Source organism: Candidatus Nitrosocosmicus sp. T (genome assembly GCF_054408485.1).
On record NZ_CP166992.1, the window covers coordinates 2716936 to 2734944 of the forward strand.

Annotated in this window: 16 protein-coding genes and 1 pseudogene; 7 read left to right on the top strand and 10 right to left on the bottom strand. The window is 34.5% G+C overall.

The window, feature by feature from the left end; genetic code table 11:
* Positions 1-33: 33 nt before the first annotated feature.
* Together AB0A59_RS14000 and AB0A59_RS14005 are read left to right on the top strand one after the other, a co-directional pair.
* Positions 34-603, top strand: a complete 570-nt coding sequence (locus tag AB0A59_RS14000) for an OsmC family protein (protein WP_458744752.1) — start codon at positions 34-36, stop codon at positions 601-603.
* Between the two features lie 260 nt (positions 604-863).
* A pseudogene (locus AB0A59_RS14005) lies at positions 864-968 on the top strand (NADH-quinone oxidoreductase subunit B family protein); the annotation flags it as partial.
* Between the two features lie 236 nt (positions 969-1204).
* Here the strand turns inward: AB0A59_RS14005 and AB0A59_RS14010 are convergent.
* Both AB0A59_RS14010 and AB0A59_RS14015 read right to left on the bottom strand, forming a co-directional pair.
* A complete protein-coding gene (locus AB0A59_RS14010; RefSeq protein ID WP_458744754.1) occupies positions 1205-1528 on the bottom strand; it encodes an antibiotic biosynthesis monooxygenase family protein in 324 nt (107 codons plus the stop codon).
* A gap of 7 nt (positions 1529-1535) precedes the next feature.
* Positions 1536-2006 (bottom strand): tetratricopeptide repeat protein, encoded by a 471-nt coding sequence (locus AB0A59_RS14015; protein WP_458747618.1) that lies wholly within the window; start codon positions 2004-2006, stop codon positions 1536-1538.
* Between the two features lie 633 nt (positions 2007-2639).
* Between AB0A59_RS14015 and AB0A59_RS14020 the strand changes: the two genes are divergently transcribed.
* Complete coding sequence (locus AB0A59_RS14020; RefSeq protein WP_458744756.1) at positions 2640-2978, top strand: hypothetical protein; 339 nt, start codon at positions 2640-2642, stop codon at positions 2976-2978.
* Between the two features lie 295 nt (positions 2979-3273).
* Here AB0A59_RS14020 and AB0A59_RS14025 read toward each other — a convergent pair whose 3' ends face one another.
* The 3 genes from AB0A59_RS14025 to AB0A59_RS14035 all read right to left on the bottom strand — a co-directional run bounded on the left by AB0A59_RS14025 (position 3274) and on the right by AB0A59_RS14035 (position 6789).
* Positions 3274-4869 carry a sensor histidine kinase gene (locus AB0A59_RS14025; protein WP_458744758.1) on the bottom strand — a complete coding sequence of 532 codons (1596 nt, stop codon included), beginning with the start codon at positions 4867-4869 and terminating at the stop codon, positions 3274-3276.
* A complete protein-coding gene (locus AB0A59_RS14030) occupies positions 4862-5398 on the bottom strand; it encodes a hypothetical protein (protein WP_458744760.1) in 537 nt (178 codons plus the stop codon). The genes AB0A59_RS14025 and AB0A59_RS14030 overlap by 8 nt, the downstream gene beginning before the upstream one ends.
* A gap of 521 nt (positions 5399-5919) precedes the next feature.
* The gene (locus AB0A59_RS14035) at positions 5920-6789 is read right to left on the bottom strand and encodes a GNAT family N-acetyltransferase (RefSeq protein ID WP_458744762.1); all 870 of its coding nucleotides are present in this window, start codon (positions 6787-6789) and stop codon (positions 5920-5922) included.
* A gap of 542 nt (positions 6790-7331) precedes the next feature.
* Between AB0A59_RS14035 and AB0A59_RS14040 the strand changes: the two genes are divergently transcribed.
* A complete protein-coding gene (locus AB0A59_RS14040; protein ID WP_458744763.1) occupies positions 7332-7721 on the top strand; it encodes a DUF1428 family protein in 390 nt (129 codons plus the stop codon).
* Between the two features lie 464 nt (positions 7722-8185).
* Here the strand turns inward: AB0A59_RS14040 and AB0A59_RS14045 are convergent, their stop codons facing one another.
* Positions 8186-8659, bottom strand: a complete 474-nt coding sequence (locus AB0A59_RS14045) for a pyridoxamine 5'-phosphate oxidase family protein (RefSeq protein WP_458744765.1) — start codon at positions 8657-8659, stop codon at positions 8186-8188.
* 472 nt (positions 8660-9131) lie between these two features.
* On the opposite strand from AB0A59_RS14045, the gene AB0A59_RS14050 reads away from it, so the two are divergent.
* Positions 9132-11477 (top strand): hypothetical protein, encoded by a 2346-nt coding sequence (locus tag AB0A59_RS14050; protein WP_458744766.1) that lies wholly within the window; start codon positions 9132-9134, stop codon positions 11475-11477.
* Positions 11478-11909: 432 nt separating this feature from the next.
* Here AB0A59_RS14050 and AB0A59_RS14055 read toward each other — a convergent pair whose 3' ends face one another.
* A complete protein-coding gene (locus AB0A59_RS14055) occupies positions 11910-12581 on the bottom strand; it encodes a hypothetical protein (protein ID WP_458744768.1) in 672 nt (223 codons plus the stop codon).
* 349 nt (positions 12582-12930) lie between these two features.
* On the opposite strand from AB0A59_RS14055, the gene AB0A59_RS14060 reads away from it, so the two are divergent.
* Positions 12931-13068: a hypothetical protein gene (locus AB0A59_RS14060; protein WP_458744770.1), complete on the top strand. Its 138-nt coding sequence runs from the start codon at positions 12931-12933 to the stop codon at positions 13066-13068.
* A gap of 321 nt (positions 13069-13389) precedes the next feature.
* On the opposite strand, the gene AB0A59_RS14065 is transcribed toward AB0A59_RS14060, so the two are convergent.
* Positions 13390-14283: a DUF72 domain-containing protein gene (locus tag AB0A59_RS14065; RefSeq protein WP_458744772.1), complete on the bottom strand. Its 894-nt coding sequence runs from the start codon at positions 14281-14283 to the stop codon at positions 13390-13392.
* A gap of 69 nt (positions 14284-14352) precedes the next feature.
* Positions 14353-14946: a dihydrofolate reductase family protein gene (locus AB0A59_RS14070; RefSeq protein ID WP_458744774.1), complete on the bottom strand. Its 594-nt coding sequence runs from the start codon at positions 14944-14946 to the stop codon at positions 14353-14355.
* A 1128-nt stretch (positions 14947-16074) separates the two neighbouring features.
* On the opposite strand from AB0A59_RS14070, the gene AB0A59_RS14075 reads away from it, so the two are divergent.
* Positions 16075-16287 (top strand): hypothetical protein, encoded by a 213-nt coding sequence (locus tag AB0A59_RS14075; protein ID WP_458744775.1) that lies wholly within the window; start codon positions 16075-16077, stop codon positions 16285-16287.
* A 721-nt stretch (positions 16288-17008) separates the two neighbouring features.
* Here the strand turns inward: AB0A59_RS14075 and AB0A59_RS14080 are convergent.
* Positions 17009-17665: a nitroreductase family protein gene (locus tag AB0A59_RS14080; protein WP_458744777.1), complete on the bottom strand. Its 657-nt coding sequence runs from the start codon at positions 17663-17665 to the stop codon at positions 17009-17011.
* Positions 17666-18009: the final 344 nt, after the last annotated feature.

Genomic DNA, 18009 nt, shown 5'->3' on the forward strand with positions numbered 1-18009 from the left:
GAATATTACCTTGTATTTTCTTGTAGTAATTAAATGACCGATAACAAAAATGATACTACAATTAATAGAGTAAATACACAAATGCTAAAAACCATGTATGAGTCTCTTCAGAAAAATCCTTCTGAAATGACAACAGCAACGTTTTATGTGAAATCGAAATGGAATGGTGGTTTTGGTGTTACATCCAGTTCCAAAAATTTTAGTCTTGGTGGTAAAACCATGGAAAGAAATACTGAATATAAAATAGATTACGATTTTCCAATTCAATTTTCAGGTGAAGGAAGGGGTCCCACTGTTTGTGAGGCCTGCATGGGTAGCTTAGCAGCATGTTTAACACAAACAATTGTAGTTCATGCTACATCAAGGGGTATCCAAATTAATAGCATTAACATTGATGTAGAAGGCGATGTTAATTTGCGTGGTTTTACAGGTATTGATACAAATGTAAGACCTGGGGCTCAACAATTTAGAGTAAATCTAAAAATCAATAGCAGTACTGCATCAAAGGAGCAAATAAATGAACTATATGAAATTGGAAAAAAGTTTTCACCTGCATTTGACACATTGACTAATGGAACTTCAGTTGTTATAGTTGGTTCTTAATAAAAATGAACAAATTGTGGAAGCATGATGTGAAGTTGTTGTATGCCGGTAGACATATTTGATCAACAGCGACTAATTTTCAGGTAACAGTTCTCATCCGTGGGGATTAAGTTCCTGGTGGTAAAGGGGTTCTAATACTAAGTAAAAGTAGAAACAAGCTATTGTGCTATAAACTGATAAAATCAATTTGTTGATTTTTAACTACTATGAATATTCTTGATTCTTCATAATATGGAAATAACTATGCTACTTCAGGTGGAGTCTACAATGTAATTTCTGTAGATGTGTATATTCCAGGGTGTCCGCCTAAACCAGAAGCACTGATCTATGGAATATGGTGCTCCATGAATAAAACAAGAGGGTAAATTTGCCTCAATCTAGATATTTATAAATGCCAATCAACAATCAGTAATCAGTTCGGACTACTATTAATCTTCATCTCATGGTTGTTGTCTAGATTATTATACAAGACTCAAAGGACGCTCTATAAGATCAATCACATCCCTGATTGGCTGTTGACGTAGTTTTGGACATGATTATTGAATGTGATGTCAAAATGATCGTTACCCCGTCACACTTACATAAGTTGTTTGATCCGCTCTTATTTGTTGTCAGTAAAAACTACTTCATATAAATGACCATCTGCTCTGGCCATCGACAATACTTTATTCATTTGGATTATAGCCTGTGGGTCATCTAGTCTTTTATCAAAGGCCTGTCTACCTTTCCACTGCACATAATTTACAACCTTTTTACCATCTACACTTTTATGAATACTTGCAGAGATAAATCCATCTTGAAGATGCCATACGCGTCTGATAGTCTCTATAAGAGTATTAACAAGTTCTTGCTGTTTGGATGGGTCTACAGTAAATACATTGATTAAGGTGACAATGTCTTTATTTATTTCAATAGTTGTTGTCATTGTGATGTTAAATTGAAATAACAGGAGTAGAATAAAAATAAGATCGTAACATATTGTTTGCTTTCTTAAAGGAGCATATTGATTCTTTTTGGTCTCCAAGCTGAAAATCTATAATACCCTTTGGATGATAATATGACGCTACATTCTCTTGTTTTAGGTCACGCATTTTGTCTATCTTTTTCAACGCTATATCAATTGCATGTTTCGCATCGCCTGTTCTGTTTACAATAGACAAAACATGGGCAAGATTGTTCCATACATCAGAATCATTATTATTAATATCTAAAGCTTTTCGGTAGCATACTATAGCTTTGTCATATTGTTTAAGACTAAAGTAACCATTGCCCTGAGATAATGTAATTGTGATGATATCATTACTGCCCTTAGATATTTTTAAAGCATCTTCATAATTTTTGAAAGCGTTTTCAAAATGTCCTGCTCTTCGATTGGCATCGCCTAATCGACGGACTACATCGATTTCTTTTACATCTTAAGCTGTGTTTTTGCATCCAATATTTTCTCGAAAATGCCAATCGCCTTCTCATGATTTTTGAGAAGTTCGTCTTCATCGAGTCTTCTACAATGGTCGTCTTTCTCATAATATAGAAAACATAGGCCAAGATAAAACAGAGAGTCCATATAATATTGATCACTTTGAACTAGTTTAGACAATAGCAATTTGGCTTCAGCGTACACACCATCTTTTGTTAATTGTTTTCCTTTCTCATAGATATTGTGTGCTCCCCCTATATCATCGTGTGCCCGTGGGGATTAGTGCTGATATCGGTATTATAAGCAGGATTCTATTAATGGATAAGAGAATGTTCGATTTAAAGATTATGTGATACATCATTGTGATATTAGTTTACTGAATATGTTTTATTTTTGTATTAACTCAAAAAACTAAGAATATCACACCAATAAAATATAGATGATTTTTTATCTTTTGTGGTCCGTTGAATGTTCATCTTTAGAGAAAGGAAGATTAAAACACAAAGAGATATTTTAGATTAAAGAATGGATTATGGTAATTACAGACTCGGACTACACACTGTTCGTTTAACTAATTCTTTTATATTTACAACTAATGCTATAGTAATAGAGGTTTGTATTGGTAGTAGAAGAGGCATATATTTTTATTGTTCATAAAGCAGATCTGTCAAAGTATCCCAAGACCGAAGAGAATTTATTCGGACTAAAGAGTCGTTCTGGTCTACATCAAACCTATTCTGGAGTATATAATTTTGAAACAATTACTAAAATAATAGGTGGATATAAACCCCTAAGGATTGTGGTTTATTGTAATGAAATGCATGCATCTACAATTGTAAAAATTATTTTTACTTTGCAAATGAGAAGTTATCGATTACGTATACATAAAGTTATGATCAACTTTGACAGATCTACTACACTAAGAACTATGATCCTGCGATTTTGGTTATCGTTATAGGAATAGCTATTTAATTCTAAAAATCAATGAAGATTGTTTTCGTAAGGAAAACTCCAATCCTTACGCATAGAGTTGTTGAAGTGCAGCGAACCTGAGGTTTGTAGCTTGAGGAGATGGAGTGATCATTTTTGGCTACAAAGGACATCAAATATTGGTTAATAAATTTTGAATCAAAGACATGCATAATAGACCGTAAATCTAAAAAATGCTAAAATAAGTCAAACTAAGCTTAGGCATGAATTTACGTTCAGCGGACGTAGCTCATATTATTAATGGTCAATTAACAGTTCTGCTTTCAACCTTTGCTAGGAATCCCAAAGCTAAATGTACATCCTCCTTCAGATTTATTATTTATAGCCCAAATTCTTCCGTTATGAGCTTCTACAATTCTCCTACACAAAAAAAGACCAATACCCGCACCGTAGTATGAATCAGAAGAAAATTTGGTAAATAACCTTGATAACAATTCTGGTCTTAGTGCTTCACCATTGTCAGCTACGCTAAGAACAACTATCTTTTTGGAATGCACGGTTTTATGACTCAAAGTTAAGGATATTCTTCCTTTGTTTCTTGTGTACCGTATTGAATTATCTATCAGATTTTGTATCACCTGAGAAATCCTGAACTTGTCAGCGTAAACTACATATCCATTTTCAAAGTCTTTATATTCGAATGTGATTGATTTATTGTATTCTATATGGGTTACATAATCTGCTACGATTGACTTTACCAAGTCATTCAGATTAAATTCTTCCTTGTTCAAATACATAATATTTCCTTCAAGACGGGTGATGTCTAGGATATTTTCGGATAACCTTTGTAGTTTTCTCGCATTAGACATAACTAAATGCAATATAAAATGCTGATCACTATTTTTGATATCTTTACTTAGTACTTCTGTAAATCCCAAGATTGATTGTAATGGCGTGCATAATTCATGAGCTACTAAACCCATAAACCGAATTTGCATCTTATCATGGGATTTGAGTTTTTTATGTGCCTCCTTAAGCCTGCTATGGACTTCAGATTGGCTCCAAAGACTATTAAAAATAGATGATATGGTCTCTGAAGTTTTGTTACCTTCAATAAATATCGCTTTGCCTAATGCTTCTGTGAATTTGAGTTGGTCGTCATCCTTTACTTCCCAAATAACTGTATTATCTTTATCAAATACAAGGATCCGATTAAACGCAGCCATGGTCTGTTCTAAATCCTTAAAAGCTATATTTTGATACTTTGCCTTAATTTTATTTATTTCAGAAATGTTTTCTTCGTCTCGCAATGTCAATACTCTAATTTTAATTCCTTTGTTACCTAGCCTGTTTAGCATATTGAAGCCTCCAGATATTTCTGTGCGGAAAAATCCGTTTGTAGATGGGAGTATGATCAGGATCTGGTGTTTCGCAAGGACAAAAAGCTCAAAAAGCCTATGGAGTGATTCATTTGAATCATAAACTATATCAATACTGTCATCTACTCTTCTTTCTATTTCTTTAATTCTTTCTTCAGCATCCATTGCCGAATTCCAGAGTTTCTCAAAAATCATATTATAAAATGTCAAGTTTGCTCGATCATCGTTTAGTAACATATTATCAAGGATCATTTTATCTTCTTCATTTCTTTCAATGGTGCATGCAAAGTATTTGTCAGATATGGCAAAATCAAATGGAGGTCGGTCAACACAATGACGAATCTCTATGCCTCGTTGAACCAGGTCTCTTACCAATCTCAAATCATTTTTAGTTCTGATTGATGTAAGCCATCTAATCCCTTTATGCTTGTTAAGTTTATGCTTATTTAGAATTTCTTCAAACTGATTAGAATAATTGTGATATCCTAAAAGCATTCCTCCAATCGATGAATAAATATAAACAAACTCAGAATTATTCAAAAAATGAACTATTTGATCTGAGAATCTCTGCATCTACCTTAAACCTGAGTGCTGGAGGCAATATTTTATATTCATCGTCTGAATGACTAGATGTCTCTAAAAATGAAATTGAATTACGAAATAAGGTATCAAATGATTTCTTTACTGCAGACCAGACAATAGGGTTATTAGTACTAAATGACTCTTGTACTTCAGGATTAACAGAACAATTACCCAAAAAGAAATATTCTGAATCAGATATTGCTGATATTCCTTCAATACCTTCTAAATATTTTAATTCTGAAACTATACCGGAAAGAAGCTTGTAATCTTGAGTGCTCTTTAGAGGAGCTTGAAGTATACATCTTATTCTAACGTTCTTTTCTAATAAAGCCTTACAACTAACAATGAAGCTAGTATAATTGATAAGGAAAGGTAACCTTTCATTACTGATGGAGATATCTAAACTCCTCTTTACATTCTTAACAAGGTCTAATAAACGAGCGGAAGCATTTTCATCATCTTGGAAATATTCGACAGTTTCACTCATGTATCTGACTTATCGATCTTTTGGTAAAGGAAGTATATATAGATGACATTATACTTTGGTTAAACCCTTTGATCAGAATTTTCCAATATAATTGCTATCCGAAGGGTTAAAAAACAATTCTAATAGTTAAGAATAATTTTATTGCCATTATTAAATTGGCTATATAATGGTCAGTCACAGGTTATCGTAGCATCCTGATGGAATGTTTTTGATATCAGATCTCGATGAATATTTCTTTTATTGAACTATGTCTATGGCCAATTTTTAATATTTATGGATTATTACAACAGTAAAAGAGGTTTATTTTGGAGACATGATAATATTTGGACATATTTTGTGTTGTAATAAAATAGAAGAACCAAAATAGATCCAATTACGTTTTTTGTCAACAGTATTCATTTGTGAGTTGCCAGTTGATTTAGGGATCAGGATTATGTTTGATAGTGGATTAAGTCAAGGAATTTAAACTACAGTATAGGGTCTAAGAGAAATATATGGTAAAAACAACATGATAGGCACAATCAGTATGCCAGAGATGGAAGAAACGGTATTGTTGGTTCTACATACGGTCCCAATGTCATTAGATTGGCCGGCCACTGTATTTTAAATCCGCGTTCAAGTAACCATGTCACAATTTCTCTATTTCTTGCTGGCACAAAAAAACCTGGTCCTGTAATAGCAGATGATCCCGCAATTAGTGCCTTGAGATTCTCATTTGAGGAAGCGACAGAATGGCCAAAGAGTCCCAAACCGGCAGAATATCCATGAATTTTTCCTCCTCGCTCTATTTCTATTGCAACGCCTTGGCTCATTGCTTGACGTAACTCACCTTCTCTCGTGAATCCATGAGCCTGAATAGAAAGTTTGTTACATTCCATAATATCTTTATCCGTCTCAACTTTGTGCAACTCCAAACCTTTTATATTTTGATTTTCGTCTATCGCATTTCCTTGCATTAAAAATAGCGGCTCTCGTAGAGTAAAGCCTGATTTTGTATATAGTACAAAGGAACGGATATGGCTTGGTGATTGTACTAACCTAACTTGGTTACAACTTTGACTGTAAGCGTGAGAGATTGCTGCATCCATTAATACTCGACCAATGCCGCCTTCTGCAGAAGGATCTACAGTTAGCGGTCCAATAACCGCTATAGGTGAGGGAGGAAATCTATGAAGGAAAATACTACCAAGAATCTGTGTGTCTTTTTCAGCCAGGAAACCCCATGAGTTAGGATTATTTAGGAGCATCTCAAGTAATCCTATTGAATATTTCTCAGATGGTTGTTCAGATGGAAATCCAGGAGCAGATGAAACTGTTTTATGAGCCTTAAACCCAATTTTTCCACAGGTCTCTGAATCTGCTTTTTCAATTGATCTGACCCTTACTGACATGATAAATGGCTTTATGTAGTGGTTATTAATATTTTTGAAACTACATTCCATCCTACCTTTGTTTTATCCACGAGTTTGTAAGAAAATTCCTCCCTAGGGATGTAGTGATATGAGACAAGGTTGAATATTACCTTTAACACTGTTAATGAAAATCTAAAATATTGATCAATACCGACGATATAATACCCTTAGTCATTCATTTGTTCTGCGTTGGATCATGGAATGTAATATGGTTACCATCCTAAATACCATTGGGTTTGGGCGCATGGGGACACGATTCAATGTGGAATAAAATCTATCTGATATATGAGGTGGTTAATACAGTCTTGCCTTGATAAAAAAAATAAGAATTCATCCTAAATTCGAAAGGGATCATCATTAAAATGCGTATTAGAATAGAGCAAATGAATGTACTCTTTATAATAAGATCCCAAGATTATTGGTGATCTAATCCGTTAATTTGTACATTTTGTGTTGATTCAGCTAAGTATACTTTTGTTCCCTTATCTGTTTTTATAATCCAAGAATTAATACTATTAATCATGAGCAAATCTAATTTAACAGACGCAGGTGTTGTTTCACATATTGTCTACAGAGTACCCAAAAAGAATCATGATGCAATGTTACGGATCTGCAAAGAGGCTTATAATATGTTCAAGCAATACGGTATTCTCCACTATGACGCCTTTAAGCTTAGCAACACAGACGTACCAATGGAAGGGTTTGCTAATGTTGCAAGCATCGTTTCTGCCAATCTAGATGAGGAAGTTTGGATTGAATCAATTTATTATAAAGATCGCCAACACATGAATGAAGTAATGGCAAAGATGGAAAAGGACGAAAAAGCTGGCCAAATGATGAAACAATCAATGGATCTATTGCCTCCGGGTGCTAAGTTCATCGTCGGTGATTTTGAACGTCTAAGTGTCTAGATATGCGGTAGTCGGGTAGTAACTTTCCTTTTGAAAATCTAGTTACTAATTGGATACGTTAGAGTTATACATTTTCTTTTGTATACCGGATCTCTTGCGTAATTAATCCAAACAGCTTTATTGGTCACCTTGATTCATTGACCAGTTTCTGATAACTCGCAAAAATTAGAAGTTATTTTTCAAGTTCACCATCTTTGTCTCGTTTATATCTCTTAACGAAAGTCATGGAATGCTCTCCCTCTGCCAATCATATTATCAGTACCACATAAGGTATCAGTAAGTTTGGGCGCGTGGGGATTCGTGCTGATATCGGTATTTTAAATAGGATTCTAAAGTTAGTTGTAGCATGGTATACTTAAACATTTAATAAATAAATCGAAATTGTAGATAAGAACAGAATCACATTTTGTTGATCCTTCCTCTATCTAACTAGGAGCAATTCTCTCAACGTCTCTACTTAACAGTCAAGGCTTAGACATTTTACCAAAATCCCATGTAGAGAAAAACTTTGGTGCTATTTCAATTATGATACCTTCTCCGCTTTTAGAGCGTTCACTAATAGTCTTTGCCATTGGATTATCGAGTGTACCCAAATATTTGATGATAATCTTATCAGATATTGATATGACTGTTTGAACATCGTCGGAAATAGTTGCTACACCTTTACCTTTTACACCTTTATATGGACTGTTACCATCTTCGATACAGAAATAGATGGTAGGTCTTTCTCTGACATTTTGACTCTTATTAGTCTTTTTGCCCGTCATGATGAATAATTTTTCGTCATTTTTATCGTAGTAGAACCATACCGGTTGAATGTTAGGATCTCCTTTATTATCAACGGTAGCGAACTGTAAATTCAATTTACTTTCAAGGAAGCGCTCAGCCTCTTCCATAGTCATGCTGGGAATCTCAGGACTTGCTTTAAGGATCTTCATATGATTTGAAATCCTTCTAGTCGAATAAAAATATGGTAGGTTTGAGTAATTATATTAATCATGAACTTTTTACTCTACAGACTAACTGACCTATTTGATGAGCAACAATATATTATCACGTCAGATCATTCTATGCTGATTTATAATAGAAAACCAATCAAATTAGTCTTGGTGCATAGAGTTATGATTTAAGTTTGAATAGAATCTCAGTTTTGAGAACATCAATAATTCAGATGATAAAATGGTTATATAGCTGTCACCTTATGATTTCATTATACAATCATGATAATGTATCTTGACCGCAAAAATGCGTATAAGTTGTATTCGATTATAAATCAAACGGCAGTGTTAGAAAAACAAGTGATGATAGAGATATGAGCAATATTGTACTTTTCTCATCAGATTATGTAAAAATAGTATGTGACTATAAGTCAATTTTAAGTTCTGACTACAATAGTGTGAAGCAATAGAGATGAATCTTAAAGTTGCGTCTAGTTTCACCATAGCTTTGACATTAGCCATGATGCTATCTCCTAACCCAGTCATGATTATGCCATCTATTATCTTTGCTAGTCCATCAGATGGAGATGGTGGTGGTAGTTCAGATGATGGTGGTGGTAGTTCAGATGATGGTGGTGGTAGTTCAGATGATGGTGGTGGTAGTTCAGATGGGAATGATGGTTCAACAGAAACTGAACCGTCAGAAGTAGAATCAGAAACTGAAATATCGGAAGAAGAAACTGAGCCCCAACTTGTAAATTGTCCCGATGGTAGCCAGGCAGCTACAACAGAAGAATGTCCAACAACATCGACAGCACCAACAGAACTTGTAAATTGTCCCGATGGTAGCCAGGCAGCTACAACAGAAGAATGCAGTACCGGAACTGGTACAAGTACAACACCAACAACAACACCACAAGAATTTCCAAATGTTCTGTGGAGAGATTATTTCTATACTAATCCTGTTTGCCAAGCTAATCCCAACGATCCTGCCTGTAAATCATCATTTAATACTGGTACAACCCTAGGAGCACCATCTGGTTCCGTCCCTGCTGATACGGGATCCGAGAAGAACCCCATTTGTACAACTTCTCCAGAAGCTCCATTTTGTAAATCACAAACAACTACGGGTACAACTACTGATGTACCACCCGCATCTTTACTTTTACCATATTTTGAAGTAGATTTAGATAAAGATGAAACAACACTTTTCTCAGTCAATAATCCTGCTTGCCAATCTAATCCCAACGATCCTGCTTGTAAATCATCTACAACTACTGGTACAACCACATCATCGGGAGCACCATCTGGCTCCCTTCCTACTGATTTCGCTTCGCGTTATGTTTGTCAGTCTCCTACCGATCCTGCTTGTAAATCATCTACAACTACTGGTACAACCACATTTGAAGAAACTCAAAAGGAAGCTGACTCACGTTTCAGCGTTGATTTTGGTCCTGTTTGCCAACCTAATTCCACCGATCCTGCCTGTAAATCATCAACTACTACTGGTACAACAACAACGGGAGCACCATCTGGTACAACAACAGAACTAACGACACCAACAGGCCAAATAGGTGGCACCACATCTACAGGAGAACCACTAACTTTTCCTAAAGGACCTGATGGAAAATGTCCAACTGGAACTGCTGAAACAAGCGTAGGTGTATGTGTAGGTCCAGGTAATACCCAGACTACAAATACATTACCAGGGGGACCAACAACGTCAACAGCGCCAAAAGAAGTAGAAGTACCTAGAAATGCTGATGGAACATGCCCACCAGGATCTCATATCGTAGGATTTGGTGGAAAGACAGGGGCTCCTAGCGGTTCTAAATGTATAGCAGATAACCCACCTAGCCAAACACCAGCGCCAAAAGAAGTAGAAGTACCTAGAAATGCTGATGGAACATGCCCACCAGGATCTCATATCGGAGGGTCTAATAAAATCTCTCCTCTTGGTATAAAGTGCATTTCTGATAACCCACCTAGCCAAACACCAGCGCCAAAAGAAGTAGAGGTACCTAGAAATGCTGATGGAACATGCCCACCAGGATCTCATATCGTAGGATTTGGTGGAAAGACAGGGGCTCCTAGCGGTTCTAAATGTATAGCAGATAACCCACCTAGTAAAACAACTACAACACCAGCTCAAACTACAACACCAGCTCAAACTACAACACCAGCTCAAACTACAACACCAGCTCAAACTACAACACCAGCTCAAACTACAAAGACAGTCATTGTTACTAAAACAAATATTAACAATGATCAAGTCACTGTGAGAAATGATGGAGGATTGATAGTACAAAAGCTGGACGGAGCAGTAACATCCACGTCAGATTGTCCCCCACAGTCGGCAAATATTGTCTTGGGTCCATCTCCAATGGAAAATGGGAAAGCCCGAATACTTGCAGCATTTGATCCATGTATTCTTACTAGCGGGAAAGTATTACTCAATTTACCAGACGAAAAAGGAATTCAACTCGTAGGATCTAAAATACAAGATGGGCAAACAACGCAATCCGCAATAATCCCAATACAGAGAATAGCACCTACTGCTCCCGGTCAAGCACAATATTTCATAGACCTGACTGAACAATCTACAGGTTTAGATCTAGTAAGTGGAAATCCTGTGAATCTTGGTGGTGGCAATGTCAATGCATTACTCCTACTGAATCTAGGCGGAGAGAATGTTCAACTTGGTGCAGACAACAAAGTAAATATGGATGCAGCTCTCACAAAGGCTGCTATACCAACAACAGCAACACAATCACAGACACTAGCGTCACAACCACCTACACCTGCAGGTGGAGGTTAGATATCTAGATAGTCTTGTTGTACATTGATAACTTCAATTTTTTTAGCAATGGTAGTATAAACAAGATAATGTAACCAAGATCTACTATTTCTAAAAACAAATCGATTATTTTAGAAGACCTTTAAGAGATATTTACTCCTTATTTGAACCGTAGTATTACCAAATAAGATATCAATGAGTTTGGGCGCGTGGGGATTAAGGTCCCTGTGGTACCAGGGTTCTAATACAAACGGGAAATTTTTCTATCCTTAAGAGATCGTTTATCTAGAAAAATGATAAATGCACCTACGAGAGTCGATCCAGCCAATGCAATGAGGATATTAGCCCAAACTGGAAGATCCAGAAACAGAAAATAGCAGGACATCATTAAAAACTAAAATATAATAAAAAAGATTTTGAAGAGAATGAAAAATAATCTCTTACGATAGTATTTTAAGTTTGACTGTTCAAAAAGTTATCAAAAGCGGCGATATATAGGGCAGCAGTTCCGTTATTATATTGGTCAAAAATTGTTAGTACATTTGAATATGATGTTCCATTAATTGTAATCGGCAAGGTATTCCAACCGCTATATGATACAACATTGGGTAGAGTTTCAATACTTTCAACAGTAACAAATTGACTAATTTCATTTACTCTTTCAACGGTACTGTTACTTCCCATTGGGACTCTAAATGAAAATGAAGGATAGATTTGTGTGTCTGAGACAGATACTTCATTTGATCCCGAATTAGTTAAATCAAGCCAATAAGTTTTGAATTTCCCATCATCGTTGACCTCGTATGTAACAGAAGTATATACGGGTGAATATGCTTTACCACTGTATGATATTCCTTCTGGGTCTTCTACCAAATCTAGAATCAATCTGGCAGATGGTTTGGGATAAATCTCATCTCCTGCATTGTATTGGATATGTGTCGAGTTCTCAAACGGATATTCCATAGGTATGATTTGCGCATAGACAATATTATTTAAAAGAAAGGATTTGTCTAAATCGATTGACGTATTACTAAACACTAAGAAAAGCAAACAAATTGACATAGCAGTAGAAAAAACTGCAATTGAAACTCTGTTACGATGCTGGCTGAATGGTCTCTCGTCCATACATTATAGTTAAATCACTTTTAAAAAAGGTTATCCAAAGAAAAAGTTCTATCAGATTATCTAGACCAAAAGTTTTGGTGACGGCAATCCTCCTAATATATTTCAACAAAGAATATTCAAGAGTCCATACTCACAATATATGATACTCACTGATAGAATGAGTTTATACCTTTAGCATATTAAGTGTTAATCCGATTTCTTTATAATGAATTCATGATTAATATATAATTGACTATTAAGATTTTCATCTCTGCTAAATAGTAGACAAAATAGACATTACTGTTACAAATTTAGAAAAAAGTATAAAGGTAAATCAGGATATGAGAACATGTACTCGGTGGCTAAACATATGTACATGGATAATGGAGAAGTAGATACAATCGGCTTTGCAATTGATAAAAATAATCTTCGGGTATTGAGGGTTAAGATTGATACGATGTTGATAGATGATGATAAACCAAATATTAAGAAAAAATTAAACAAATAATACTGTCGTAACATTTTTCCATTGAATCAAAAAGTTATAAAGCTTTGTCTACTAATAGCTTCTAACTCATTGTGATTAAATTTCGAATAACTCTGAGTTTGGACTCGTGGGGATATGGTTCAAGGTTGAATAGAGTCTGTCATTATCGAAATTTGATAAATAGTTGATTAGATCTCAAACAAGAATGTGGATTTGCTATTGCATATTACGGAGCACATAATTTCAGTATTGATTTAACCACAGAAACAGATGTCTTGATGATTTTAGGAATAAGAAGACAGCATAGAGAAGAAAAGATTATGCACTATTAATGACTATGTGTCATAATAGTTTATTTGACAAGTATTTTTTGGCTTTTTCTAATGCCTTTTTTTCATTTTCAGGTAAAGGTTTATGATTTATCATTTCTTTAAATTCCAAGGCGTTCACCAGTGCTTTACCACCATAATGATTATTAAAATATACAAAAATGGTATCTGTTTTTTGATTCATTTTTCCAATTTTTTCAACCCAAGGTTTTAGTTCTTCTTGAGAGTATAGGTAGTTATACCAATAGTGGCCTTGAGTTGTATTTCTACCATGGAGTCGGACTACGCTAGTTGATCTAGAAGTTATATTATTTTCATTAGATAGAAACTCCAAATTTTCTTTCGCAGGAGAATCAGTTAAAACGGAGGCAATGTCATAATGTTGAAGTAATTCTAATACACCTTCGGTATTCCATGATTTGTGTCTAAATTCAATTGCAAACTTGCCATCACTTTGCATATCAGAATTATTCATCAATATCTTAAGAAATTCTTCTAGTTTTTTAGATTCGGTAATTGTAAAACTTGGGGGTAATTGGATAATTATTGCACCTAGTTTATTGGAATTTTTTAGGGGAGATATTTTGTCAAGGAATGTCTTCAAATCAGTCATTACATCTTTATTTATGTCTAATCTCTTGTCATGTGTTATTATCTCTGGAACTTTAACTGAGATTTTAAAGTCTGGAGGCGTTGTCCTGGCAATTCCAACAAATAAGCCCTGAGTCATATGTTGATAGAATCTATTGTAAAAGGTAGCATCCATTTCAACTGTGTTGAAGAATTGTGAATAGTATGCGAGTTTTCGTGTCTTTTTGTCAGGATAAAATACATTTAGCCAGCCTCCTTTTTCAGATGAATCACCATAATTCCAACCCGAACACCCTATGAATAATTTGGGACACATTTGCTAGATCCTGTGATTAATAGAAAATGATAAAAAAGATTTACGAAGTTAGATAGAATAATTGTGTTTTCATTTTCTCTTTACTTCATAGTGGAGCAGAACTATTCCAGAGTCAAATGCCATCGATTCAATAAGAGATAGATTGCGAATCTCTTTTAGGTCCTTAAAAATGGTCTTTCCATTCCCAATTGCTACAGGATTAACAAACAAATAAAATTCGTCTATCAAGTTTTCTTTAATCAAGGAAGAATCGAATGAGGCACCGCCATAAACTATGATATCTTTGCCCTCTTGGTCCTTTAACTTTGTAATTTCTTTCTTTAGATCACCTGTTGCTATTTTAGTATTTGGCCACTCTGATTTAGTTAGTGTCTTAGTAAAAACAATTTTTGGTGTTTCCATCATTTTTTTAGCAAATATATATTCTTGGTCTTCAGGTTTGTTCAAAACATTAGACCAATAAGATATAAATTCATTAGTCATTTTTCTACCCAGCAGAATGGTGTCAACTGGCCCGTGTATCTTGTTTACATATTCTTTGAGTTTTTCATCCCAATCCCAGACCATCCAGTCCATTTCATTATTTGGTCCTGCTATGCAACCATCAATGGACATTTGTATCTGTAGTTTTAATTTTCTCATTGCCTTTTTGTTATCATTCATCTATTCTATCTCCTCCAGTCATCTAATGATCCTGATTACTTCTTGCATTCTTGCTTAATTTCATCGACTCAAAAAAACGTTGTTGAAAATTAGAATTAGTCATGAGTAATAGGACATTAAGGGTCCTAATAAGTATGCAAGGGATCGAAAGTATATTGTAAGCATATAATATTAGTTTCCTAAATGCAAATACTTCGATGATACAAAATGCATTGATTTGTAATCTCTAGTAAGTTAAAAAGAATACAATATCCCTAATCTATCTGTAATATTTTCTCTACGGTTGAACATATCCGTGAGGATACAGTTCGACGTTTAATACAATTTAAAATTAGTTTGACATGAGCATCTAGAGAAGGGTTCAAACCCTAGAGAATAATATCATTACCATGTAAAGTATCATTTAGTTTGGGCGCGTGGGGATATGGTTCAAGGTTGAATAGAGTCTCAACATATTACTCGGAGAGGTCTCAAGTTTACAATTTATTATGCAATCATATGCAAAATTTATTAACTAAATTTGATAATACAAATTCTATACAATCCTTAACTTTGATCTCTTAAACTCTAGATCATGCATTATGATTCTAGAATTATACATGTTAAAATGGTAATAACTTTAGTAAATATTTAGAATGGGTATAACAATCACTTTATTCTTTTGCAAAATAATGTGTCAGTAAAACAACCTATGCCGACCAAGAACCTAGGCTGGATAATCTATTCAGTATTGAATTAAAAACGTTGAAACCACCGCGATTTAATCCTTCATTTATTTAACATGTTATATAACCTTCATATAACAAGAGTTGCTTCTGAATTTCTTTAGTATCAATATTGTATTTCCGAGAGATACCCTCCTGTTCAATTAAAAAATTCTTATAAACCTGTACGGTCTCTAATAAAAAATAAAGAATTTTTCATGTCACCTTTGCTACTCATATTACCATTCATTTCTAAAGATCATATAAATAATTCATCTATGAAAAATATTGATTTATGAATCACAAGTCCAGGATTATTTTAATAGGTAACGAATAAGGTAGTTCATGATACGATTTTTAACAATTTCTCCGCTGATGTTATGCACCAATAACCCTTATCAATAACAATCGACTATATTTCATTATGTCTAATTCAAATATTAGAATATGTTGTCCTGCAATGGAAACCATGATTAATGATCAGACCATCACAATCAGCAATATGAGCAATTTACCCTGGATCAAGATATTACAACACAATGGCACAGAAGAAATAGGTGAGAATCCTGTCCGCTTTAATTATAATAATATAAGATTTTGTCCCTTTTGTGGAAGTGAAATTGGATTGAATAGATAGTAATTGAATGTTAGAAATAGATGACTACTCATGTATGTAGTAATTTATTAATTTCGGCCTGTTAACATAAGTATGCTTTTACAGTGTTCCATATGTCATAAAGGCCTTAATTCCAACTATATTCGAGTTGGCGCCAAAGAGTCCTTCAAGTAGGGTTGTACTGTATCGCTTGCGATATCTACTATTCACCTAACCAAACAAAACAGTATACTGTATTGCAAAAAGAGTATACTACTCAAACCGGCCCGTGGGATACGATTAAAAGTATTTCCATACTAATTAGTAACCCTTCATCATCTTAAATTTATAAGGGTATCCTAAAATTCATTTTTAATATCTCATTGTGACTTGCTTTAGATATACTGTTTACATGAACCATTTTTCCAAAGATACAGAGGAACTCGATAGAAAAAATTAGTCTGTCATGATTCTTATTGAGGATTTATCTAGATGAAGTAAAAAAGCTAGAGACATCTATCACCAACACCGAAAGGCTCGCTTGGGAATTCCAAAACTATTCCACTTAGTTTCTCCCATTGAAAACAAAAATACAAGTGGATCGAAAAAGGTGAAAGCAGTGAAGGCGGTGAATGGTCCAATAAGGGAGCAATATGAAAATTGAAGAGATGAATTATCTGATGATTTTTGCCAATTGTTCTATTATAATGCAACTAAAAAACTGATTAATGACTTAAACCAAGTCTAATAAATGATGATAATCCTACCATGAATTAATGTGTATTATTTTTTCTATGGGATCTCTTGGTGCAGGTTTAAAGTCTGTTCCCTTATAGTATGCTACAGGAAGCAATGCCACTTGCATAACTTTTTCATATGGGATCTTTAATAATTCAGCAGCCTCTTTTTCAAACAAAAGGTGAAAACTAGTCCAAGTTGTTCCCAACCCGTGTAACCTGGCAGCAAGTATAAAATTCCAAACTGCAGGAGCAATGGATCCCCATATAGCACTTTGGACTACCACTGAAACATTTGATCCGTCGGTTCTGCCTTCGATACAGGGAATAACAAATACAGGGACATTTCTTAAATTGTCTACCAAATATTTAGCAGATTCATATATTTTCCTCTGAGTTTCACTCTTCTTTGGGTCATCAGAACTTGTAGAATTGGCAACAGAAGTCGGTGAATTTATGTAGGATTGCCATCCCTTTCTAAAGAGATCAGATAATGAATTCTTTATTGATTGATCAGTGATAATCATAAAGTGCCAGTTCTGTCTATTAGAAGCAGTAGGAGCCTGCTGCGCTATTTCTATGCATTTTTTAACTAATTCAATTTCCACAGGTTTTTCAAGATCAAGTCTCTTTCTTACAGCTCTTGTAGTTGTAAGTAGTTCTTCAGGAGTTAATGAAGTCATACTTATGACCCTAAATCTTGATTTATAAGATTAATGAAAATTCCGATATACGTATAATTTATTCTAATGGAATTAAAACATTGATCCATCTAAACATGCAGACATACTGGAAATTTGAAAATAGTTATTCATATACTGACTAGAGAAAGACCAAACTTTCTTGGATTGTCTATAAAAGAAATGAAATTACAAAATCAAGATCACATCTCAAATCGATCATTTAGTTTGGGCGCCTGTGGGGATTCGTGCCGATATCGGTTCTTTAAAAGAGATTCTCATGTTGTTTATGGTATTCATCTATTTAAAATTATCTAAGTTTCATAATATTTGAACTAGGGACAGCT